This window comes from Lentzea nigeriaca, from assembly GCF_016907955.1.
In the GTDB taxonomy this organism is placed as follows: Bacteria; Actinomycetota; Actinomycetes; order Mycobacteriales; family Pseudonocardiaceae; genus Lentzea; species Lentzea nigeriaca.
On the sequence record NZ_JAFBCX010000004.1, the window covers coordinates 705,240 to 725,913 of the forward strand.

Below are 20,674 nucleotides of genomic sequence, written 5' to 3' on the forward strand. Positions count from 1 at the left end.
GATCGAACATTTGTTCGACATGGGGTATGCTGCGCGCTGAAGCCGGCACGCAAGAGAGAGGAAGCTCTTGCGCGCCGGCTTCACCTTCTTCCGGCTCAGGCCACCTTCTGCTGCGTGGCCACGTTGAGCCGGTTCCACACGTTGATCGCGGAGATCGCGATGGCGAGCCCGCCGAGCTGCTCCTCGCTCCAGTGCTTCGCCGCCTCGTTCCACGTGTCGTCGCTGACGTGCACGCGTGTCATCTCCTCGGCGAGCGCGAACGCCGCCTTCTCCGCGTCCGTGTAGTACGGCACGTCCCGCCAGCCGGCCACGGAGTAGATCCGCTCCTCGGTCTCGTTCGCCTTGCGCAGCAGCTTGCTGTGGTAGTCGATGCAGACACCGCAGCTGTTGATGATGCTGACCCGCAGGTAGACCAGTTCCAGGAAGTTCTTGTCCAGCCCGGTCTTCTCCGCTGCCTCGGACAACCCCAGAAGCGCCTGCATCGCGCCGGGCACGGTCATCATCGGGTTGGCGATCCTCATCTTCGTTCTCCCTGTCTTCGTCATCTTCTGCCCGGTTGACACAAGGGACGACGGTGATGTGACAGGTTCTCCGAAGATTTTTCTCAGGCGCTGATCCCCTGGCCCAGACCACCGTCGACGGCCAGCTCCGCGCCGGTCGTGAAGGTGGCGTCGAAGGCGAGGAAGAGCACCGCGTTCGCCACCTCGTCCATCGAGCCGTGCCGCTTGAGCGGCGTGACGCGGTCGCCGTGCTCCTTGAACTGCCGCACCACGTCGTCCGGCACGCCGGACACGCCCATCGACGGCGTGTCGATGAAGCCGGGACTGACCACGTTGACCCGGACGTTCCGCGGCGCCAGCTCGGCGGCGAGGCCACGCGCGAACGCCCTGACCGCGGCCTTGGCACCCGCGTAGACGCTCAGGCCCGGCGAGCCCAGGACCGTGGCGACGCTCGTGGTGAAGACGATCGAGCCGCCTTCCCTGATGAGCGGCGCCAGGTGCTGGGCGGTGAAGAAGGCGCCCTTGGTGTTCACGTCGAACGTGCGGTCGTAGTCGGCCTCGGTGGTCGTGTCGAACGGCGTGAGCGTGGAGAAGCCGACGTTGATGAAGAGCAGATCGATGTCGTGAAGCCGTTGTGCGACTTCGGTTTTGAGGGCCGCGATGTCGTCGAGGTCCGCCGCGTCCGACGCGATCGCGTGCGCCTTGATCCCCTCGGCCTTCTCGATCGTGCGGCCGGTCAGGACGACCTCGGCGCCTTCGTCGACCAGCCTGTCGACCACCGCGCGGCCCATTCCGTGCGTGCCGCCCGTGACGACGACCTTCTTGCCCAGGTATTTCACCGGATCACCTCGACGACGCTCGCGATGCTGTGCGCGCCGTGGCCCTTCTCCTGGGCGCGCCTGAACAGGTCGTGCAGGGTCTCCGGCAGCGCCGTGTCGATGCCTTGCTGCGCCGCGGCGTCGGCGAGCATCCGCAGACCGGCGACGTTGATGTCCAAAGCGGACACATCGGTCTCGTAGGCGCGGTGCTGGACTTCCTCGCCCATCTCGGGCAGCAGGGTCACCATCGCGTTCAGGAAGTCCACGCCCATCGGCGTGAACTGCCCCGGCGTGACGCCCTCGGTACCCAGCAACGCCACCGCCTGCAGGTAGCCGCCGAACACCGACCACATCATGCCGAGCAGGGCCAGGTCGTACAGCGCGGCCATGCCGGCGTCCTCACCGAGGTAGGCCGCGTCCCCGAACGCGTCCAGGACGTGGTGCTCCTGCTGACCGCTGTACAGGATGCGAGCCTGCGGCGTGCCGATCTGTTGCGGCACAGCCATGATCACGCCGTCGACGTAGTTCACGCCGTTGGCCTCCGCCCAGCGCGCGGTGGCGCGTGCCTGCTCCGGCGTGCCGGACGTCAGGTTGACGAGCGTCTTGATGTTCTTGCCGAGCAACGGTTCCTGAACGTCGTAAGTGGACAGACAGGTGACGACGACGTCGGCTTCGAACGCTTCTTCCGTTGTCGCGACCCGCTTGGTGTTGGGTGGCGTCGGCCGGTCCGACCGGTTCCACACGGTCACGTCGTGGCCGTCGTTCACGAGAGCGTTGGCGAGCGCGGTGCCCATGCGGCCGAGGCCGAGCACGCTCACGGTTTTCTTGATCCCCATGCGGGCAATGCTCGTTCTGACACTGTCGAGGCGACAAGTACCTACTATTTTGTCAGGTACCCACTTCTTGGTAAGGATCCAGCATGCTGCCCCGGAAGTACTCGTGCGGACTCGACGCGGCCATCGACGTGATCGGCGGGAGGTGGAAAGCGCTGGTCCTGTGGGCGCTGCACCACGGCCCGATGCGCACGGGCGAGCTGCGCCGAGCCGTGTCGGGCATCAGCGAGAAGATGCTCATCCAGGTGCTGCGCGAGATGGAGGCGGACGAGATCGTCCACCGCGAGGTGTTCCACGAGGTACCACCCCGCGTCGAGTACTCGCTGACGAAGCAGGGCGTGCGCCTGAACGAGGCGCTGCTGCCGTTGGGCGACTGGGGCGAGGAGAACATGCCGGCGATCGCGCGCCGTCGTGGCGTGGAGCCCGCGCCTAGGCATTGAGCAGGCGGTCCGCGACCTCGCGCCAGCTGTGATCGGTTTCCCTGGCTCGCCGCTGCGGTACGGGCACACCGTGCTCGTTCAGCCAGGCCAGCAAGGCCCCACCGTCCGCGAGCACGGCGTGGCCGTCCCAGTCGCCCCACGCGAGCGTGATCCCGTGGTGCAGGAGCACCACGGCGAGCCGCTCCCGCCGTGCGTCGAGCAGCTCGAACCGGACGTCACCCATGCACGCGCACGCCAGGCCGGCCAACGACCGCACCGCCATCGCCTCGCGCAGACGATCACGCTCACCCGGCCCCGACAGGTCCACGACGACATCACGCCGCCGGGCAGCACGGACCTCGACGAGCCGCACGTGGACCGTGTTTCGCAGAACCGAGTCCAGTGCGGAAGGCTCAGCGGTCGAGATAGACGACCGTCGCATCGTCGGAAACCTTCTTGCGCGGCCAATCGACGGCCTTGGCGTCTTCCTTTTCGACCTGGCGCATTTTGCGGATCAGATCGTCCGGCCCGTTCGCGGCCATCAGTTCGAGCGCCTTGGGCCAATCGAAGAGATTGAACAGGTCCACCGCACGAGCGGCGCCGTCGGAGAGGATCGCGACCCGCCGAACGTCCTGCAGCGGGATTTCCCCGATGAGAGCGTGCTCGACGTCAGCAGGGTCCGCACCGGCCGTGCGCTTGGTCGTCGTGTCGCTCACGACGTGCAGCTCGCGCTTGGTGTCGACCACGACCGTGGCGTCACCCAGCACCAGATACCGCAGCACGTCGTCCTTGATCTGAACGAGCCCCACGGCCGCGCTGGGGCTGTCTGGATGATCGAGATCGCAGCTGTCCGAGTGCAGCTCCCGCGTCTGCCTGATGGCCTCTGCCAGCGCCGCAGCCGGTCCGAGCTGCGCGAACCGCAGCAGTTCCGCGGCCAGCTGGTCGGCGAACCAGCCGACGCTGTGGACGCAGCCGGTCTCCGGCTTGGCCGTGACGCCGTCGAGCACGGCGAGCAAGTTCGGCCCCACCAGCGCCCGGTCCTCGCTCGGCGCCGTAGATCTTCCCGCCTCGGTAGCCATCTGCGTGCGCACAGCGTTCCCCTCGCGTCCGACCTGCGGTACGACGATGGGCCCCTGACCAGCTCGGTCAGAGGCCCATCGGTGCTGTGGCGGGTAGAGGATTCGAACCTCTGTAGCTTTCGCGACGGATTTACAGTCCGCTCCCATTGGCCGCTCGGGCAACCCGCCCCACACCGCCGTAACGGTGCGGGCAGAACAATACATAACCCCTTCGGGAGCCCCCAAATCGGGGTACCCCAGTAGCATCGACGCAGGCTGTGACCCCGAGATCGTTGAGGAGTGAAGTCGTGGCGGACCCGTCGTTCGACGTGGTGAGCAAGGTGGACCGGCAGGAGGTCGACAACGCGCTCAACCAGGCGGCCAAGGAGCTGAGCACGCGCTTCGACTTCCGCGGGACCAACACCACTGTGGCCTGGGCCGGCGAGGAGGCGATCACCTTCACCTCCGAGACCGAGGAGCGTTGCAAGGCGGCGATCGACGTCTTCCAGGAGAAGCTGGTCAAGCGCAACATCTCGATGAAGGCGTTCGAGATCGGTGAGCCCGCGGCGTCCGGAAAGGTGTTCAAGGTCACGGGAAATCTCGTGCAGGGCATCTCGTCGGAGAAGGCCAAGGAGATCGCCAAGAAGATCCGCGACGAGGGCCCCAAGGGCGTTCAGGCGCAGATCCAGGGCGACCAGCTGCGGGTGTCCGGCAAGAAGAAGGACCACCTGCAGGACGTCATCGCCCTGCTCAAGGGCAACGACTTCGGCATCGCCCTCCAGTTCACCAACTACCGGTGAAGGGCATCGTCCTCGCCGGTGGCAGTGGGACCCGCCTGCACCCGATCACGCAGGCGGTCTCCAAGCAGCTGCTGCCGGTGTACGACAAGCCGATGATCTACTACCCGCTGTCGGTGCTCATGCTGGCCGGCATCCGGGAAGTGCTGATCATCTCCACGCCGACCGACTTACCGCTGTTCCGGCGGCTGCTGGGCGACGGGTCCCAGTGGGGCATGAGCTTCGCCTACGCCGAGCAGGCCGCGCCCAACGGGCTCGCCGAGGCGTTCATCATCGGCGCGGACTTCGTCGGGGACGACGACGTGGCGCTCGTGCTGGGCGACAACATCTTCTACGGCCGCGGTTTCTCCAGCACGCTGCAGCACCACGCGTCCACTGTGGACGGGTGTGTGCTGTTCGGGTACCAGGTCAAGGATCCCGAGCGGTACGGCGTGGGCGAGGTCGACGCGACGGGCAAGCTGCTGTCGATCGAGGAGAAGCCGCAGCAGCCGAAGTCGAACCGGGCGATCACCGGGCTCTACTTCTACGACAACGGTGTGGTGGACATCGCCCGCAACCTCAAGCCGTCGCCGCGCGGCGAGCTGGAGATCACCGACGTCAACCTCACGTACCTGCGCGAGGGGCGGGCGCAGCTCGTGGACCTGAGCCGCGGGTTCGCGTGGCTCGACACCGGCACGCACGACTCGCTGCTCGAAGCCGGGCAGTTCGTGCAGGTGCTGGAGCACCGGACCGGCGTGCGCATCGCGTGTCCTGAGGAGATCGCGCTGCGCATGGGCTTCATCTCGGCGCAGGAGTGCTACGCGCTCGGCGAGAAGCTCGGCAAGTCCGGGTACGGCGAGTACCTCATGGCTGTGGCGAAGGTAGGGCGCTGACTAACGGCGCGCCATTTCCTCGAGCCTGCGGATGCGGTCGGCGATCGGCGGGTGGGTCGAGAACCACCTCGCGAACTGCTCCCCCGAGCGGAACGGGTTCGCGATCATCAGGTGGCTCTGCGACACCACCTCCGGCTCCGGTGCGAGCGGCGCCGCCCGCGTCCCCAGCTCGATCTTGCGCAACGCGCTCGCCAGCGCCAGCGGGTCGCCGGTGAGCTCCGCGCCGGACTGGTCGGCCTGGAACTCGCGCGAGCGGCTCACGGCCAGGCGCACGACGGTGGCCGCGACCGGACCGAGCAGGGCGATCAGCAGCAGGCCCAGCGGTCCTGGGCCGTCGTCGTCTTCGCCCGCGCCGAAGATGCCGGCGATCAGCGCGAGGTTCGCGAGCATCGTGATCACGCCGGCGAGCGCGCCGGCGACGCAGCTGATCAGGATGTCGCGGTTGTAGACGTGGGCCAGTTCGTGGCCGAGCACGGCGCGCAGCTCGCGTTCGTCGAGCAGCTCCAGGATGCCCGTCGTGCAGCACACGGCCGCGTTGCGCGGGTTTCGGCCGGTCGCGAACGCGTTCGGCGCGATGGTCGGGCTCAGATACAACCTCGGCATGGGCTGGCGCGCCTTCTGCGACAGCTCACGCACGATCGCGAAGAGCACGGGCTGCTCGACCTGCGACACGGGAATCGCCCGCATCGCGCGCAGCGCGAGCTTGTCGGAGTTGAAGTACGCGTAGGCGTTCACGCCCAAGGCCAACAGCAGGCCGATGACCAGTGCCGTCCGGCCGAACAGGCCGCTGATCACGATGATCAGCGCGCTCATCCCGCCGAGCAGCGCGGCCGTCTTCAACCCGTTGAAGTGCTTGTGCACGGTTTCCGCCTCCGGGTTTTACGTCCTACCTCTCAACGAACCAGGCCTGCGTCCGGTTCCGGTCGCCGTCTCCGGCGCGGCCTCGGCGGCGGGGTCGAGCGGTGGAGGCGGCGGCACTTTCTCGACCCACGTGGCGAGTACGTCCCGTTCGTGGACCAGCTCAGTGACGGCGCCGTCACCCTCGATCGAGCCCGTGCCCGGATAGCCGAACTCCGGCGCCCAGTGCAGGGCGTCGAACGGGCAGACCTCGACGCAGATGCCGCAGTAGAGACATTGGCCGTAGTCGATCGCGAACCGGTCGAGCACGTTGCGGCTGCGCGGCCTCGCCGATCCGGGCTGCTGCTCGACCTCGGTGTGCGAGGTGATGTGGATGCACCAGTCGGGGCACTCGCGCGCGCAGATCATGCAGACCGTGCAGTTGGCCTCCAACAGCGCGATGACGCCCCTGGTGCGTGGCGGAAGGCTGGTCATGACGTGCTCTCCTCTTCACGGCGCGGGCCCCACGACGGGTCGGGCACGCCAGGCGGGGCGGTGCGGCGGCGGCTCGGGGCGCTCGTGTTGTCCTCGCCCGGTTCGAGGCGGCCCGGCCACGGGCGCACGACGCGGGAGGCCAGCACGAAGTCCTTGCGCAGCGGGTGGCCCTCGAAGCTGTCGGGCAGCAGCAGGTGCTCGTGCTCGCCGTCGACGGTGATGCCGAACATTTCCGCGGCCTCGCGCTCGTGCCAGTGCGCACCCTTCCAGAGGTGGGCGACGCTCGGCAGCGCGTCGTCGGGGCCCACCTCGGTCCGCAGCATCACGCCTTCGCGCGTCCGCGGGTCGATGACGTGCAGGAACACCGCGTGACGTTGCCCGACGGCGCCGGGGCGACCCGCGTCCTCGACACCGAGCCAGTCGAACATCACGAAGCCCTCGTCGTGGTGCCGCGTGGCGGTCGCGAGCCAGTCGGCGAGCTCGACGTGGTGGACGGTCTGACCGAACGCGGTCTTCGGCGTGCTCACGCGTTCACCAGACCGTGCAGGGCCTTGAGGCCTTCGAGCAGCGCTTCCGGGCGCGGCGGGCAGCCGGGCACCGCGACGTGGACCGGCAGCGCCTGGTCGATGCCCTTGGTGACGCAGTAGGAGTCCCAGTACGGGCCCCCGGTGTTGCTGCAGGCGCCCACGGAGATCACGTAGCGGGGTTCGGGCATTGCCTCGAAACTGCGGATGACAGCGGGCAACATGACGTCCGTGACAGTGCCGGAGACGACGAGAACGTGCGCCTCGCCCGCGCCGTCGACCGGCGTGACGCCGAGGTCGGGAAGGCGGTCGAGAGCTGCCATCACTTCGACTCCGCAGCAGGCGAGCCCGAGTTCGAGGACGGTGACCCGGTAGGTGGTGCCCCAGTTCAAGACAACACTGTCCGGGCGAGCGGAAACGGTCACAACCAACGAGGGTAATACTTGGGGGCCCACCAGCTTGCGCCTGGCGGACCCCCACCCCCCAATGATTCCCCCCGGAATCGGCTCCCACGCGTGGTCGCCGCCGATAGCTTTGTACACCGCGCCATATGTGTCCAGAGATTTGCGAACAGGATCTGCAGATCATTTCCCTGCGAAATGCGGTCAAGTTCAGTTCAACTGATCGGTAGAACATCAGAGAGGTTCCGATGTCCGGCTCGTCCCAGTTGGTGCTCCCCACGAGCACCTCCCTGCATCGCCTGCTGAACATGCCCGGTGCTCTCCTGGATACCACGATGGACCAGCTCAGGACCCTGTTGACCGTTCACGAGACACGATCGGCGCTGCGGGCGGCACGGGCGCTGGGACGCGAGCAGTCGAGCGTGCAGAAGCAGCTGGACACGTTGAACAGGAACTTCCGGCAACTGTGCGGTGAACCGCTGGTGGTGAAGCAGGGGCGCGGAAAAGACGTGCTGTTCACGCCCACTGGTGAGTCACTCGTCGAATTGGCGCGGGACACGCTCGCGGAGTGGCTCGACGGAATTCACGAGTGCCGCCGCAAGCTCGGCACGACCGTCACCGTCGGCACCACGCGATACATGCTCGACACGCTCGCGAAGGCGTGGCACCACGTCGCCGAGGAGTTCCGCGAGCGCGACGTGGACCTCAAGGTCGTGCACATCCGCACCAAGGACATCTGGACGAAGCTCGAGACGCAGGAGGTCGACATCGTCTGCGGCAGCGTCGTGACGCGGGCGGGCGCAGGGTGGGAGCGCTCCGAGTTCGACGTGATCGAGTGGCGGCGCGGCGGCCTCGCGTTGCTCACGAACCTGCCGGAGACGGTCGTCGGCGACCGGGTGCGGGTACCTCACCTGAAGTCGGTGCCGCTGGTGGTGCCGGGAGCGGGTTTGATCGCGGAGTTCCTGCGGGGGTGGTTCGGGCCCGACTACCGCCAGGGCCTCGACATCGCGGCCGAGATCGACGAGATCCAGTACGGCATCTCGCTGCTGCGCTCGAACCTCGTCCAGGGAGCCATGATCGTGACGTCTGGTTTGGGCGTGGTGGCGTCGAACAACGAGCTGAGGGAGGGCGGCGGCCTGCGCGTCGTCGAGCTCTCTGACGACTCGCTGGAGCGGCTTGTGGGCGTTTTCGCCCGAACGGACGAGCTGTCGAAGCATCCGGCCGATCATCCGCTCAACCTGCTGTGGGCGGCGTTCCGATCGGAGGCTCCGGCACAGTGAGACGACTCGCGCTGGTCCTCCTGCTGATCGTGACGAGCTGCGTGCCCGCGACGGTGACGCGAGCACAGCCGAATTTCGCGGCACCGACCGGCGCGGGCGAGGTGACGACGTTCCCCGACTGGCGGCTGCGGTCGTCGTCGGACGTGCCGGTGGGCGGAGACGTCGTGTCGCGGCCGGAGTACGACGACCAGACCTGGACGACCGTGCCGCGCCGCTCCACGGTGCTCGGTGGTCTCGTGGCAGCCGGGCGCTACCCGGACATCCACTACTCGACCAACATGCGCGACAAGGTCAACGCCGGCCACTTCGTCGTGCCGTGGTGGTACCGCAAGACGTTCCTCTCGAACTCGCTCTCCGGCTCGCGCACGTTCCTGCGGCTACCGGGAGGCATCATCCCGAGCGCGGAGATCTGGCTCAACGGAGCCATGATCGCCGGCCCGGACGTCGTGGCGGGCGCCTACCCGGCCCACGACTTCGAGGTGCCGTTGCGGGCGGGGGTGAACGCGCTGGCCATCAAGGTCTTTCCCGCCGACAGCTACGAGCAGTTCACCCTCGACTTCCTCGACTGGAGCCAGCCGCCTCCGGACAACAGCATGGGCGTTTGGCGCGACGTGCGGCTCGTGCGCACCGGCCCGGTCTCCCTGCACAACGCGCGCGTGCTCACGTCGTTGGCCGTGCCGTCGCTGGAAACCGCCGAACTCACGATCAGGGCGGAACTCACCAACCACACCTCCGCGGACGTCGAGGTGCTGGTCCGCGGATCGGCCGACGGGCCGTTCGAGGAAAAGGTGAAGGTTCCCGCGATGGGCACCGCGACCGTGGAAACCAAGCAGTACATGGAACGCCCGCGCGTGTGGTGGCCGTACGCGATGGGCGACCAGCCGCTGTACCGGTTGGAGCTCGACGCCTCCGTCGACGGCCGCACGTCCGACCGGACCGCCAAGGACTTCGGCATCAGGCACGTGCGTTCGTTCCTGAACGCGGACGGCGCGCAGGCGTTCGAGATCAACGGCAGGCCGTTCCAGGTGCGCGGCGCCGGCTGGGTGCCGGACCTGTTCCTGCGCGACGACCGGCAACGCGTGCGCGACGAGCTTTCCTACGTCCGCGACCTCGGCCTGAACACGCTGCGGCTCGAGGGCAAGGAGGAGCAGGACGAGTTCTACGAGCTCGCCGACCGGATGGGCATCGTGCTGATGCCGGGCTGGGAGTGCTGCTCGAAGTGGCAGCACTACGAGAAGTGGAGCCAGGCGGACTACGCGGTGGCCCGTGCGTCCGCGGTGACGGAGGGCTTCCGGCTGCAGAACCACCCGTCGGTGCTGAGCTTCTACCTCGGCAGCGACACCGCGCCGCCGCCGGAGGTCGAGAAGACGTACCTGGACGCGTTCGCGTCGACGGACTGGTCGCTGCCGCTGCTCCCGTCGATCGGGCCGTGGGCGAGCGAGACGCTCGGCCCGTCGGGACACAAGGGAGCGGGCCCGTACTGGTGGGTGCCGCCGAACTTCTTCTACGGCGAGGTGGCGGGTGGCGCGTTCGGATTCGAGGGTGAGAACGGCCCCGGTGCGGCGATTCCCGAGCTGGCGGCGCTGAAGTCGTTCATGACCGACGCCGAACTCGAGGCGCTGTGGCGTGATCCCGACTCGGTGCAGTACCACCTGTCGTGGTCGACCTGGTTCAACCACCTCGGCGACTTCTGGCACTCGCTGGCGACGCGTTACGGCGCGCCTTCGTCGTTGGAAGACTTCGTGCGCAAGGCACAGCTGATGAACTACGAGGTCAACCGCGCACAGTTCGAAGCGCACGGCCGCAACGGACTGCGGCCCGCGAACCCCTCGACCGGCGACATCTACTGGCTGCTGAACAACGCCCAGCCGGAGCTCTACTGGCACCTGTTCGACTACTCGATGACCCCCAGCGGCGGCTACTTCGGCGCACGCAAGGGTCTGCGGCCCACGCATGTGCAGTACTCCTACGACGACAACACGGTGTGGGCGATCGGTGCGGTCAACGGCATGACCGTGCAGACGACCGTGTTCGAGCTCGACGGCACCGTGCGTTCGGACTCGACCGTGCCCGTGTCGGGGCCCGGTGCCGTCGATCGCGTGACGTTGGGTTCGTCGCGCACCTATCTGGTGCGACTGCTGCTGCGCGACGCGTCGGGGAACGTCGTCGACCGCAACGTCTACTGGCTCTCCAGCTCGCCGGACACGACGGACCTCGGCACCTCCACCTGGTACCACCTGCCGCAGACGTCGTATGCGGACTTCACCGGTCTGGCGTCGCTGCCGCGCGAGAAGGTGTCCGTGTCGTCGACCGTCACGGGCACGCGCGCGGACGTCACCCTCACGAACAACGGCAACTCGGTGGCGTTCTTCACGAGGGTGAGCATCCGCAAGGGGGCAGGAGGGCCGGAGATCGCCCCAGCACTGTGGACTGACAACTACGTGACGCTCTGGCCAGGGGAAACGGTGACGGTCTCCGCGTCGTACCGGGAAGAACTGCTGGGCGGAGCCACTCCGGCCGTCGAGGTCGGCTGATTTCTTTTCCGCGCAAAACAGAAACGCCCCGGCCGGAGCCGGGGCGTTTCCTGACCTTACTTCTTCGCGGGTGTCATGGCGTCGTGCTCAGGCCTCCGCTGCTCGACCTTGGGACGTTGCTGGGCTTTGGCCATCTTGGCCAGCCAGCTCGTCGCCTCCGAGCGGATCTTCGCCAGCTCGTCGTCGCGTGCCTGTTGCTCGTTCATCGGCCACTCCCTGCGTTCGGGAAATCGCTTCGATGGGAGCACTACCGGGCGTGTGCCCGCTAGGGCCGCCATGCTTGTGGGTGAACCTGTTTGACAGCATCGCCCGTTGATGGGTTTCACGCACCCCGACACGGCGAAACTGGCGTCTTTAGTACCCCCGGTACCCGCCGCCCAGGTTGATGCTGACCAACCCGGGGTGGTTCTGGAAGCCGCCGTAGCGCGCGTAGGTGTAGCGCACGCCCGCGATGATGTTGTCGACGGGAGCCAGGATGTTGTCGTATCCGGGGAGCTTGTACGCGCGGAACGTCGGGTCGATGACCTGCATGAGGCCCTTGGACGGTGTGCCGCGCATCGCGTTGGAGTCCCAGTTGTTGACGGCGTTGGGGTTGCCGTTCGACTCCTTCATGATGATCGTGTAGATCTCGTCGACGCTGCCGTTGTCGATGTTGGTGCCGTTGGCCTGCAGGATCTTGATGGCGTCCTTGATCCAGCCCTCGACCTCGCGCTGCTTGGCGGGCTTGCGCATCTCCGCCTGACGCTCGGCCTCGGCCTTGGCAGCGGCCTCGCGCTGGGCGTGCGCGTCCGCGGCGGCCTTGCTGGCCTGCTCGAAGGCCTGCTGGGCGTACATCTGCTGGAACTGCAGCAGACGACCGACCTCTCCACCGGGGTTCACGTCGTGGATGGTCTTGACCGTCTGCGCCTCGTGGTCCGGAATCGCTCCGAACTCGGCCCCGGCAGCGAGCTCGCTGGAGGAGCCGCTGGTGGCGGCGTTGGCGATGGCCGCGGTGCCGGCGGCGACACCTGCTGCGACGACGATGGCGCTCACGCGGTGAGCGAGCGGGACCTTGTCGTCCTCGGCGCGATGCGCGCCGACCTTCACTTCTGCTCTGGGCACGACCGTGTACACGGTTCGGCCGGCAGCCTTGCTGTGCCGGGCCAAGGGGGAGCCTCCTGCGTCGGGGAGCTTGGTCTCCGGCAAACATGGGCGGGGGATTCCCATGGGACTTTGGACCCTGCCTGCTGCAGTTCCTGTGTCCTGCCGGTGACCAAACCGTTATCGGCGGGCGAGAACGTAACCTCGCGTCACGAGCGCAGGCAAGCTTCAGCGCCCGTTGGGTGACTCTCGTCACGTTTCCGATGAGTTGGGCTACCTACCGCTAACAGACAGTCAGCGAGCCACTTGCATCCTGCTGAAGTTCATCGTTGCCTCCTGACGAACTGGCGGAGCTGTCTGTTAGTCGGAGCGAGCCCGGCTCTCGTTATGGGTTACGTCGACGACCACGCGATCGAGTGACATGGTCACGGTGTGTAGTTTTCGGTGGATATTTGGGGCTGATCTGCGCGGACTTGATAGCTGTATGGCGTGCTTCAGGGGCGGTCGACCGACGTTCCCCTGATCGTGCGTTCGCCGCTTTACCGTCTCGGAAAGGTGTACGGAGGCGTGGCCACTGTGGTTCAGAGCTTGTTGGCAGCGACGCCGACGCTCGTCGTGCCGGCCCGCTGTTCCAGAGCCTTGAGCGCCCAGTCCGCGCTGTCGGTCGGACCGGAGTTGAACGCGATGGCGGCCTGCGGCTGGTGCCGGTGCACGAGGTTGACCACGGACTGGAAGAGCTCCAGGAACTCCGCGGGCTTGCGGATGCCCCCGCCGACCACGACGCAGTCGTACAGCTTCCGCTTCAGGTGCTCGACGACCGTGGCGGCGGCGTCCGGGTCGCCGAAGCCGACGAGGCACTGCTCCTCCGTCATCCCGAGCTCCTCGAAGCGCGCGCTGCCTTCCCGCAGCTGCGCGGCCACGGCGCCCGGCTCGAAGCCCGGGATGGTGTCAGGGGCGAAACCGATGAGAAGAACGTCAGGCATGCCCTCGACGTTAGCGATCACGCCGTTGCTCGAGAGCCTTGAGCACCCAGTCCGGGCTGTCGCCCGCGTTGTCGTTGAACGCGATCGCCGCCTCCGGCTGGTGCCAGTGCACGAGGTTGACGACGGTCTGGAAGAGCTCCAGCAGCCCTGGGCCCTTGCGGATGCCGCCACCGACGACGACCGCGTCGTACTGCCGCCGTTGAAGCTTCTCGACGAGCTTGGCCTCGGCCGGGCCGCCCAGCTCGGCGAAGTCGATCAGGAAGAGGTCTTCGGCGAGCCCCAGCTCGGCGAAGACCTTGCTGCCCCGCTCGATGGCGGCGGCGACGGGTGCGGGGTCGAAGCCGGGGATGGTGTGCGGATCGAAGCCGATCACGAGAACGTTGGGCACCCTCCCGAGGCTAAGTGAAGAGACAGCCCGCGCGCTCGTGGATACGGTCGGCCGCATGCGCTCCCTCACGTGGCGTCCGCTCACCAGCGCCGACGCCCAGACCTCCGCCAGGAGCGAGAGACCTGCCACCAGGTCTCGGCCCAGTGGTCGACAGCGCAGCTCATCCAGCAGTTCTGGCGGGGTGTCATCGCGCAGGAACGTGGGACCGACGGGGTCTTCGATCAGCAACGACCGGTCTAGCAGCGTGTCGCAGCTATCTCTTGGGATGTGACAGTGAGAGTGATGCCGGCAGGCAGCCGCGCTTCGATCATGAAGATCGCGCTCTCATGGCTGCCGACTGCACGGTTGGCAGCAGTCGGGGTGATCAGCAAACGTTTGCGTCAGCATTTCTCTACCGCCATCTCGGCAGCGACGTGCATGAGAGCGCGACGAACATTGGTCGGCTTGACCGCTCGCACGATCGCGGAGTGCATCCCTTCGGCGACCTCGTGGGTCGAGGTGATCTCGACGCCGGTGAAGCCCGCGGCTTCGAGGCCCTCCCGGTACTCGGTGAACGAGAGCGCTCCGGCGATGCACCCGACGTAGCTCCCGCGCTCGGCTCGCTGATCGGGCGTGAGGTCGTCGTCGGACACGACATCGGAGACGCCGATGCGGCCACCGGGCTTGAGGACGCGGAAAGTCTCGGCGAACACGGCGGCCTTGTCGGTCGACAGGTTGATCACGCAGTTGGAGATCACGACGTCGATCGTGTTGGCGGGCAACGGGATCGCCTCGATGTTCCCCTTCAGGAACTCGACGTTGGTCGCTCCGGCCTTGGCCGTGTTCGCGAGTGCGAGGGCGAGCATCTCCTCGGTCATGTCCAGGCCGTAGGCCTTGCCGGTGGGGCCGACTCGGCGTGCGGACAACAGGACGTCGATCCCGCCACCGGAACCGAGGTCGAGCACGCGCTCGCCCTCGTTCAGATCGGCCACGGCCGTCGGGTTGCCGCATCCGAGTGAGGCGGCGACGGCTTCGGCGGGCAGTGCTTCGCGATCATCGGCGGCGTAGAGGGTCGAGCCGAAGTTCTCGTCGGTTTCGATGGGCTGCGGTCCACAACACGCCGTGCCGCCATCGGTCACCTGCGCTGCTGCTGCGGCGTAGCGCTGGCGCACGACCTCGCGCAGGTCCGCGGACGACTCACTCATCTGTGCCCCTCAAACCGTTGTATCGATGTACGTCGATGCAAGCTTGCGCCTTGATTCGAAGAACGTCAAGATAGAAGAATGTCGAATCAAGAGCCGGAGATCACGGGTTGCCGCGCCACCGTGGGAGATGCGCCGCTGGACGCCGAACAGGCCGTCGAGCTGGCCGGCGTCTTCAAGGCTCTCGGCGACCCGGTGCGCCTGCGGCTGCTCTCGATGATCGCGTCCCGCGAGGGTGGAGAGGTCTGCGTCTGTGAGCTGACGCCCGCCTTCGACCTGGCGCAGCCGACGATTTCGCACCACCTCAAGCTCCTGCGCCAGGCCGGGCTCGTGGACTGCGAACGACGCGGCACGTGGGTCTACTACTGGGCGTTGCCCGCCACACTCGAGCGACTCACCGGGTTCCTGCGCGCCTCCGTCAACGCATGACCGGCTCGCGGCGGCCTGGCCGTCGTCTTCAGCAGTCCAATTCCGTCGAGGTCCAAGGAGACAACGCCGTGAGCCGCCCGTCCGTGCTGTTCGTCTGCGTGCACAACGCCGGCCGTTCCCAGATGGCTGCCGCCTTCCTGACACACCTCGCCGGGGACCGCGTCGAGGTCCGCTCCGCGGGATCGGCACCGGCCGACACGGTCAACCCCCACGTCGTGCAGGCCATGAAGGAAGTCGGCATCGACATCTCCCAGGAGACTCCGAAGGTGCTGACCACCGACGCGGTGCAGGCCTCGGACGTCGTGATCACGATGGGATGCGGTGACGCCTGCCCGTACTTCCCCGGCAAGCGCTACCTGGACTGGACACTCGAAGACCCCGCTGGGCAGGGCGTCGAGCAGATCCGGCCGATCCGCGACGAGATCGAACGACGCGTGCGGGCTCTCATCGACGAGCTCTGACCAAACGACGAAGGCCCCCGGCGTCGTTGACGGGGGCCTTCGAAGCAGGACTGCGTGGGCGAGGTCAACCGCGCAGTTCCGTCGTGCGGCGTTTGACCGATGGGATGATCATGGCCGTGACCTGCGGCTGAGGACCGCCGGCCGTTCCGTGGACGCCCTCTGTTCCGTACAGCCGTGCGTGGTCAGCGCACTAGGGCTTGAAGTCGCCCCATACCGCGTGGTCGTGCCCTGCTGCAGTGGCCATCACGCCGTACTTGTCGGCCTTGCCGTCACGAGCGCCGCGGGTGTGGTTGAACTGCACGGCGAAGATCTGCTGTGCGGCGGGGATGGTGTGACCGGGCTTGAGGTCCCAGCGGTAGACCACCTCGCCATCGATCTCCTGCACGGTAAAGCTGAAGTCGTCACCGGGTCCGGTCTGCCACTGGCCGGAGCTCTGCACACCACCGGTCTGGGCGATGTGCACCTGCACGGTGAGCTTGCTCAGCGGCCGGCTCACGTCGAGGACGAGCTTGTCCTGCGTCCAGAACGTGTGGCTGCCTGGGTCGACGGAGCCCTTCGACGACAACGGGCCGTCCGCCAGCCGGTTCTGCGTGGTCGCGGGCGAGTTGCTGTTGCCGGGCGGGTCCTGCCGGGTGATCACCGGCGGCGCCGCCTCACCGGTGTGATCGGGTGGTGTGGCACTGGACGGTGCGGGGCTGGGGCTCGTCGCCGAGTTGGGGGCGACGGGCATGGTCGTCTCGGTGGCCGGTCCGGTTCGGACGATGCCGTCGAACGCGATTCCCGCGACGACCAGCACCCCTGCGGCGGCCACACCGGCCAGTGCGACCCTGGCCCAGGGCCTGCTGATACCGGAGGCGGGACGAACCGTCGAGGTGGCGGCGATACCGCGGTTGACGCGGGCGAGCATCCGTGCGCGGTCGGGCTGGTGCGCCTGCGCCGCCTCCCGCAGTTGCCTGCTGATCTGGTCGTTCACCGCGTCCCCCTTCCCACGACCACGTTCGCGGCCGCTCGCGCACCGAGCGCGCGTTCCAGCTCCGCCATTCCCTTCGAGGTCTGGCTCTTCACCGCACCGACCGAGATGCCCAGCGCAAGCGCGGTGTCGGACTCCGACAGGTCGAAGGCGTGCCGCAGCACGACGCAGGCCCGTCTGCGGAACGGCAAGCGGTCGAGCACCGCCCGCACGTCCACCACCGCGGCGACGTCCGGGCCCTGCACCTGCTCCGGCCCACGAGACCAGAACAGGGCGATCCGGCGCCGTTCCCGCGTCGCGGACCGAACGCGTTCCTTGGCCTTGTTCGCGACCACACCACGGGCGTACGCGAGCGGATGCTCAGCCGCGCGCAGCCTGTCCCAGCGCTGCCACAACGCCACCAGGGCGTCCGCCGCGAGATCGTCGGCGGCATCCGCCTCGCCGGTCAGCAGCCACGCGAAGCGGGCCAGTTCGGCGTGATGGCGTTCGAAGAAGTCGTGGAACTCCGCCGATCTGTGGTCGACGACCATGGTTCTTGGTTGCCCTCTCCGCTGCCCCCTGTCAGGCGGCAACGTACCTGCCGCCCCGGCAGGCCGGACGGCCACGGCCCGGCGCATGGGCCGTGGCCGCCCGGTGATCAGGACGGCTCGCCGATCAGCACGCCGCGGCCGTTGGAACCCGAGTAGACCCGGCCGTACACATCGGGGTCACCGGTGATGGCGCCGCCGGAGAGGGCACCGAACTGGTGCTGGTCATCGTTGACCCGCGTCCACGTCGCGCCGGTGTCGGTGGAACGGAAGACACCGGGGACGCCGTTCACCGTGCCGATGATGTACAACGCCTGGTAGCGGGCCCCAGGGGCGGCCTTGCCGAAGCCGATGCCGTCGGCACTCCTCACTCCGGTGAGCTTCGTGAAGGTCGCACCACCGTCGGTGGAGTGCTGGATACCGTCGTAGGACGTGAGCCACAGGTCGCCCGCGATGCCTGGGGTCGCCTTGATGCGTCCGTCGGCGAGCCCCTTGGCACGCGCGGTGAACGTCTTGCCACCGTCGGTGCTGGCGAACAGGGCGCCGCGGCTGAGCGCGTAGAACGTGCCGGCGGTCGCGCGATCGGCCACGACCCGAGTGCCGGACGGCAGGCCGGAGGACGCCTTCCAGGTCTTGCCCTGGTCGGTCGAGACATACGGCAGCTGCCCGGAGGCGGTCCACACGATGGTGCCGCCGTCGACCGAGATCGCCGCGGTGCCGCCGCTCGCGCCGCTCACCGGAGAACCGTCGAACGGCTTCCAGCTGACGCCGCCGTCGGAGGAGTAGGCGCCGTTCGTGCTCGCGTCACCGTGCGTGCCGACGCGGACCACGATGTTCGGCTTGGACTGGGCGAAGTCGATGCCGCTGGTGCTCCAGATCCGCGGGGAGAAGGAGTCCTTCGGCAGCACGTCCACGTTCTCGTGACGGAAGCCGCCGACGTCTCCCAGGGCGCTGAGCAGCTTGCCACCGGGCGGCATGACCAGGTCGGAGGTCGCGGTCTCCTCCAGGCCCTTCACGGGGATCGACCAGTGCGTGGCAGCGCCCTTGTCCGCCGCGTTCACGTCGTTGCTGGCCCACAGGCCCGAACCGGTGCCGTAGATCACGTGGCCGGAGTCGAACGGGTCGATCGCCATCGCGCCCATCCAGTGGCCGATCCCGGTGCCCACGTACGGCGCACCGGACGCGTCCCGAACGGACGTGGCCCCGAGCGCCTTCCAGCTGTCCCCGCCGTCAGTGGTGCGGAACAGCTCGTCCGACGGCCACCAGCGGTCGAGCGTGGCGACCATCACCGTGCCAGGACGCTGCGGATCCACGGCGAGACCGCCGTAGCCGAAGCTGGTGGCCGACATGGGGGTGATGTTCTTCCACGCGCCGCTGGACGGCGTGTACTTCCACACCGAGCCGGCCGTCACGCCGCTCGGGCCGGGCGCGTCGCTGTAGGTCAGGTACATCGTGCCGTCACCGGACAGGGCACCGTGGTGCGGCAGCTGACCGGTCGGCTGACCGGGCACGGCCTGCCAGGTGCTGCCGCCGTCGGTCGAGCGGTACAGCGACGTGTTCTTGTCGGCGACACCCACGTAGATCGTCTTGCTGCCCGCGGGCCCGAAGGTCACGAAGGACAGACCGACACCGCTGCTCGCACCATCCTTGACCGGGAAGCTCGAGACCTGGTTCCAGGTCACGCCGAAGTCGTTGCTGCGCCACAACCCGTTCTTGCGGGTGCCGAGGTACAGCGTCTTGTGGTCGGAGGGGTCGATCACGAGCTTCTCGCCCATGGACCGGCCGTCCTCGTTGCTGCCGAGCTTGAACGGCAGGTCGGTGCGCTGGAAGGTCCTGCCCTGGTCGGTCGAGCGCAGCAACGCGCCGTTGCCCGCCCACTCGTTGGTGTAGGTACCGGTCGCGAGATACACGCGGTCGGGCTCGACCGGGTCGGTCGCGATGCTCTCGATGCCCAGCAGGTTCCACTCCCACGTCCAGTCGGTCAGCGGGATCCACTGTGCTGCCTTGGCATCCCAGCGGTACGCGCCACCCATGTCGGTGCGCGCGTACAAAACGTCCTTGCGAGCGGGGTTGAAGACGAACCCGGTGACGAACCCGCCGCCGCCGATCTGCACGTTGCGCCAGGAGTACTTGCCGGACGCCGTGGGAGCGTCCGGTGTGGACGGTGCGGTGGACGTGGTCGGCGAGGCCGTCGGCTGTGGGCGCGCGGCCACCACGGGAGGCTTGGGAGCGGCGGGCTTCTCCGCCTTGGTGAACTTCCAGCGCTGCCCGTCGCCACCGGAGTCCGCGGCCTTGTCCGGGGCCTGCACGACCGCCTGGCTGTCCTCGCCTTCGTTGACGCAGAGCACCATCCCGCTACTGCGGGAGGCGATCTTCACCTCTCCGTCGCCGACGTTGCTGATCTTCCACTGCTGGGAGACCGCACCGGTGTCGGCCTGCTGCTCCACAGTGGACTCGGAGCCGTTCCGCACCCCGAGAACCTTCGAGCTGTTGTGGTTCACCAGCTGGTAGAAGCCATCCGCAAGCGGTCTGACCCGCCACTGCTGGCTGGCGGAATCGGCCTCGGGCTGCTCCTGCTGGATGCGCACACCCGCCGCGCTGTCCCCACCGGCCACATCCAGCGCGTTACCACTGCGAGCGGAGACGAACTGGTAGTAGGCGGCGGTGTCCACCGGCGTCGCCTCCGAGTCGTCCTTCGAGAACAACACGAAGGACAGGCAGGACCCGGCGACCGCGGAGGCGGTCAACGCCACGGCGATCGTCTTCCGGTGACGGGTGGGTGTCCGCCTCCGGTCCCGTGTGGACAAGGGCTTGTTCATCGCAGCAACTCCCAGGGCTCGATCGTCTTCAGCCCTGGGTTGCCGCAGCGGTCAGAAAGGTTTCCGCCCTGGCGAGAATTTTCGTTGTGCTGCGCTCCGAGCCAGGACGACCGTGAGCATCCCGTCGGTCGTCCAGTGCGCTGACCATGAACGTTCACCGGTAGTGACCACGCCGATCGAGGTGCTGGACTCCTGGCCGCGTCGATCTCACGCTCGATGGTCTACGAGACAGGTCCAACGACAGGATCGGCGGAACGTTGGACAGCAAGAGGTCCAGATCTGCGCTGGGTGAAGACCTGTTTCAGGTCTCCAACCAGCGCAGATCAGAGGACTGCGTGGGCGAGGTCTAGCCGCAACGCCGTGTAGTTAGCGGCGTGGGCTGGCTGTCAAGGCCGGCTGAAACAGGCAACGGAGTTCCTGCTAGAACAGCGTCGACCAAGATCGTTGCTCTGCAGAGAACTCCGTTGC

General features: G+C 67.6%; 23 protein-coding genes, 1 tRNA gene and 1 pseudogene. 7 read left to right on the forward strand and 18 right to left on the reverse strand.

Features of this window, described 5'->3' with window-relative positions:
- Nucleotides 1–95: 95 nt before the first annotated feature.
- From JOD27_RS17880 to JOD27_RS17890, 3 genes are all read right to left on the reverse strand, one after another.
- Entirely contained in the window at nucleotides 96–521 is a 426-nt protein-coding gene (locus JOD27_RS17880) for a carboxymuconolactone decarboxylase family protein (RefSeq protein ID WP_239567186.1), read from the reverse strand.
- A gap of 83 nt (nucleotides 522–604) precedes the next feature.
- Nucleotides 605–1,339, reverse strand: a complete 735-nt coding sequence (locus JOD27_RS17885; RefSeq protein ID WP_204763322.1) for an SDR family NAD(P)-dependent oxidoreductase — start codon at nucleotides 1,337–1,339, stop codon at nucleotides 605–607.
- Nucleotides 1,336–2,154, reverse strand: coding sequence for an NAD(P)-dependent oxidoreductase (locus tag JOD27_RS17890; protein WP_239567187.1), 819 nt, complete (start codon nucleotides 2,152–2,154; stop codon nucleotides 1,336–1,338). Before JOD27_RS17890 ends, JOD27_RS17885 begins: the two co-directional genes overlap by 4 nt.
- An 83-nt stretch (nucleotides 2,155–2,237) precedes the next feature.
- Here JOD27_RS17890 and JOD27_RS17895 point away from each other — a divergent pair, with 83 nt between their 5' ends.
- Nucleotides 2,238–2,591, forward strand: a complete 354-nt coding sequence (locus JOD27_RS17895; protein ID WP_204763323.1) for a winged helix-turn-helix transcriptional regulator — start codon at nucleotides 2,238–2,240, stop codon at nucleotides 2,589–2,591.
- On the opposite strand, the gene JOD27_RS17900 is transcribed toward JOD27_RS17895, so the two are convergent.
- The 3 genes from JOD27_RS17900 to JOD27_RS17910 form a co-directional block, all read right to left on the reverse strand.
- Nucleotides 2,581–3,012: a hypothetical protein gene (locus JOD27_RS17900; protein WP_204763324.1), complete on the reverse strand. Its 432-nt coding sequence runs from the start codon at nucleotides 3,010–3,012 to the stop codon at nucleotides 2,581–2,583. The genes JOD27_RS17895 and JOD27_RS17900 overlap by 11 nt on opposite strands.
- Nucleotides 2,984–3,661 (reverse strand): protein phosphatase 2C domain-containing protein, encoded by a 678-nt coding sequence (locus JOD27_RS17905; protein WP_204763325.1) that lies wholly within the window; start codon nucleotides 3,659–3,661, stop codon nucleotides 2,984–2,986. The genes JOD27_RS17900 and JOD27_RS17905 overlap by 29 nt, the downstream gene beginning before the upstream one ends.
- A 75-nt stretch (nucleotides 3,662–3,736) precedes the next feature.
- Nucleotides 3,737–3,817: transfer RNA gene (locus JOD27_RS17910), tRNA-Tyr, on the reverse strand.
- A gap of 119 nt (nucleotides 3,818–3,936) precedes the next feature.
- On the opposite strand from JOD27_RS17910, the gene JOD27_RS17915 reads away from it, so the two are divergent.
- Entirely contained in the window at nucleotides 3,937–4,428 is a 492-nt protein-coding gene (locus tag JOD27_RS17915) for a YajQ family cyclic di-GMP-binding protein (protein WP_204763326.1), read from the forward strand.
- Complete coding sequence (gene rfbA, locus JOD27_RS17920) at nucleotides 4,425–5,297, forward strand: glucose-1-phosphate thymidylyltransferase RfbA (protein ID WP_204763327.1); 873 nt, start codon at nucleotides 4,425–4,427, stop codon at nucleotides 5,295–5,297. Before JOD27_RS17915 ends, rfbA begins: the two co-directional genes overlap by 4 nt.
- Here rfbA and htpX read toward each other — a convergent pair whose 3' ends face one another.
- From htpX to JOD27_RS17940, 4 genes are read right to left on the reverse strand one after another with little or no spacing between them, the layout of a single operon-like run.
- Nucleotides 5,298–6,158: a zinc metalloprotease HtpX gene (gene htpX, locus JOD27_RS17925; RefSeq protein WP_204763328.1), complete on the reverse strand. Its 861-nt coding sequence runs from the start codon at nucleotides 6,156–6,158 to the stop codon at nucleotides 5,298–5,300.
- Nucleotides 6,159–6,176: 18 nt separating this feature from the next.
- On the reverse strand, nucleotides 6,177–6,629 hold the full coding sequence (locus JOD27_RS17930; protein ID WP_204763329.1) for a 4Fe-4S binding protein: 453 nt from the start codon (nucleotides 6,627–6,629) through the stop codon (nucleotides 6,177–6,179).
- Nucleotides 6,626–7,156 (reverse strand): NADH-quinone oxidoreductase subunit C, encoded by a 531-nt coding sequence (locus tag JOD27_RS17935; RefSeq protein WP_307830180.1) that lies wholly within the window; start codon nucleotides 7,154–7,156, stop codon nucleotides 6,626–6,628. Before JOD27_RS17935 ends, JOD27_RS17930 begins: the two co-directional genes overlap by 4 nt.
- A complete protein-coding gene (locus tag JOD27_RS17940) occupies nucleotides 7,153–7,545 on the reverse strand; it encodes an NADH-quinone oxidoreductase subunit B (protein WP_239567189.1) in 393 nt (130 codons plus the stop codon). Before JOD27_RS17940 ends, JOD27_RS17935 begins: the two co-directional genes overlap by 4 nt.
- Before the next feature lie 344 nt (nucleotides 7,546–7,889).
- Between JOD27_RS17940 and JOD27_RS17945 the strand changes: the two genes are divergently transcribed.
- Together JOD27_RS17945 and JOD27_RS17950 are read left to right on the forward strand one after the other, a co-directional pair.
- Complete coding sequence (locus JOD27_RS17945) at nucleotides 7,890–8,834, forward strand: LysR family transcriptional regulator (protein WP_307830181.1); 945 nt, start codon at nucleotides 7,890–7,892, stop codon at nucleotides 8,832–8,834.
- Nucleotides 8,831–11,368: a glycoside hydrolase family 2 protein gene (locus JOD27_RS17950; RefSeq protein ID WP_204763332.1), complete on the forward strand. Its 2,538-nt coding sequence runs from the start codon at nucleotides 8,831–8,833 to the stop codon at nucleotides 11,366–11,368. The genes JOD27_RS17945 and JOD27_RS17950 overlap by 4 nt, the downstream gene beginning before the upstream one ends.
- A 56-nt stretch (nucleotides 11,369–11,424) precedes the next feature.
- Here the strand turns inward: JOD27_RS17950 and JOD27_RS17955 are convergent, their stop codons facing one another.
- From JOD27_RS17955 to arsM, 5 genes and pseudogenes are all read right to left on the reverse strand, one after another.
- Complete coding sequence (locus JOD27_RS17955) at nucleotides 11,425–11,574, reverse strand: hypothetical protein (protein WP_158102858.1); 150 nt, start codon at nucleotides 11,572–11,574, stop codon at nucleotides 11,425–11,427.
- Nucleotides 11,575–11,722: 148 nt separating this feature from the next.
- Nucleotides 11,723–12,073: pseudogene (locus JOD27_RS47170) on the reverse strand (transglycosylase SLT domain-containing protein); the annotation flags it as partial.
- A gap of 956 nt (nucleotides 12,074–13,029) precedes the next feature.
- Nucleotides 13,030–13,431 (reverse strand): hypothetical protein, encoded by a 402-nt coding sequence (locus JOD27_RS17965; protein WP_204763334.1) that lies wholly within the window; start codon nucleotides 13,429–13,431, stop codon nucleotides 13,030–13,032.
- Nucleotides 13,432–13,441: 10 nt separating this feature from the next.
- Complete coding sequence (locus JOD27_RS17970; RefSeq protein WP_204763335.1) at nucleotides 13,442–13,819, reverse strand: hypothetical protein; 378 nt, start codon at nucleotides 13,817–13,819, stop codon at nucleotides 13,442–13,444.
- A 380-nt stretch (nucleotides 13,820–14,199) separates the two neighbouring features.
- The gene (gene arsM / locus JOD27_RS17975) at nucleotides 14,200–15,003 is read right to left on the reverse strand and encodes an arsenite methyltransferase (RefSeq protein ID WP_204763336.1); all 804 of its coding nucleotides are present in this window, start codon (nucleotides 15,001–15,003) and stop codon (nucleotides 14,200–14,202) included.
- Between the two features lie 78 nt (nucleotides 15,004–15,081).
- Here arsM and JOD27_RS17980 point away from each other — a divergent pair, with 78 nt between their 5' ends.
- Together JOD27_RS17980 and JOD27_RS17985 are read left to right on the forward strand one after the other, a co-directional pair.
- Nucleotides 15,082–15,429: an ArsR/SmtB family transcription factor gene (locus JOD27_RS17980; RefSeq protein ID WP_204763337.1), complete on the forward strand. Its 348-nt coding sequence runs from the start codon at nucleotides 15,082–15,084 to the stop codon at nucleotides 15,427–15,429.
- A gap of 68 nt (nucleotides 15,430–15,497) precedes the next feature.
- Entirely contained in the window at nucleotides 15,498–15,890 is a 393-nt protein-coding gene (locus tag JOD27_RS17985) for an arsenate reductase ArsC (RefSeq protein ID WP_307830183.1), read from the forward strand.
- A 190-nt stretch (nucleotides 15,891–16,080) separates the two neighbouring features.
- Here the strand turns inward: JOD27_RS17985 and JOD27_RS17990 are convergent, their stop codons facing one another.
- The 3 genes from JOD27_RS17990 to JOD27_RS18000 all read right to left on the reverse strand — a co-directional run bounded on the left by JOD27_RS17990 (nucleotide 16,081) and on the right by JOD27_RS18000 (nucleotide 20,206).
- On the reverse strand, nucleotides 16,081–16,863 hold the full coding sequence (locus tag JOD27_RS17990) for a hypothetical protein (RefSeq protein ID WP_204763339.1): 783 nt from the start codon (nucleotides 16,861–16,863) through the stop codon (nucleotides 16,081–16,083).
- Nucleotides 16,860–17,390: a SigE family RNA polymerase sigma factor gene (locus tag JOD27_RS17995; protein WP_204763340.1), complete on the reverse strand. Its 531-nt coding sequence runs from the start codon at nucleotides 17,388–17,390 to the stop codon at nucleotides 16,860–16,862. Before JOD27_RS17995 ends, JOD27_RS17990 begins: the two co-directional genes overlap by 4 nt.
- A 107-nt stretch (nucleotides 17,391–17,497) precedes the next feature.
- On the reverse strand, nucleotides 17,498–20,206 hold the full coding sequence (locus JOD27_RS18000; protein ID WP_204763341.1) for an RICIN domain-containing protein: 2,709 nt from the start codon (nucleotides 20,204–20,206) through the stop codon (nucleotides 17,498–17,500).
- Nucleotides 20,207–20,674: the final 468 nt, after the last annotated feature.

What these genes read in the sequence shown, in the direction of transcription:
- JOD27_RS17880 (WP_239567186.1), bottom strand. Translation starts at nt 521, where the DNA reads ATGAGGATCGCCAACCCGATGATGACCGTGCCCGGCGCGATGCAGGCG.
- JOD27_RS17890 (WP_239567187.1), bottom strand. Translation starts at nt 2,154, where the DNA reads ATGGGGATCAAGAAAACCGTGAGCGTGCTCGGCCTCGGCCGCATGGGC.
- JOD27_RS17895 (WP_204763323.1), top strand. Translation starts at nt 2,238, where the DNA reads ATGCTGCCCCGGAAGTACTCGTGCGGACTCGACGCGGCCATCGACGTG.
- JOD27_RS17900 (WP_204763324.1), bottom strand. Translation starts at nt 3,012, where the DNA reads ATGCGACGGTCGTCTATCTCGACCGCTGAGCCTTCCGCACTGGACTCG.
- JOD27_RS17930 (WP_204763329.1), bottom strand. Translation starts at nt 6,629, where the DNA reads ATGACCAGCCTTCCGCCACGCACCAGGGGCGTCATCGCGCTGTTGGAG.
- JOD27_RS17945 (WP_307830181.1), top strand. Translation starts at nt 7,890, where the DNA reads ATGGACCAGCTCAGGACCCTGTTGACCGTTCACGAGACACGATCGGCG.
- JOD27_RS17955 (WP_158102858.1), bottom strand. Translation starts at nt 11,574, where the DNA reads ATGAACGAGCAACAGGCACGCGACGACGAGCTGGCGAAGATCCGCTCG.
- JOD27_RS17965 (WP_204763334.1), bottom strand. Translation starts at nt 13,431, where the DNA reads ATGCCTGACGTTCTTCTCATCGGTTTCGCCCCTGACACCATCCCGGGC.
- arsM (WP_204763336.1), bottom strand. Translation starts at nt 15,003, where the DNA reads ATGAGTGAGTCGTCCGCGGACCTGCGCGAGGTCGTGCGCCAGCGCTAC.
- JOD27_RS17980 (WP_204763337.1), top strand. Translation starts at nt 15,082, where the DNA reads ATGTCGAATCAAGAGCCGGAGATCACGGGTTGCCGCGCCACCGTGGGA.
- JOD27_RS17995 (WP_204763340.1), bottom strand. Translation starts at nt 17,390, where the DNA reads ATGGTCGTCGACCACAGATCGGCGGAGTTCCACGACTTCTTCGAACGC.
- JOD27_RS18000 (WP_204763341.1), bottom strand. Translation starts at nt 20,206, where the DNA reads ATGAACAAGCCCTTGTCCACACGGGACCGGAGGCGGACACCCACCCGT.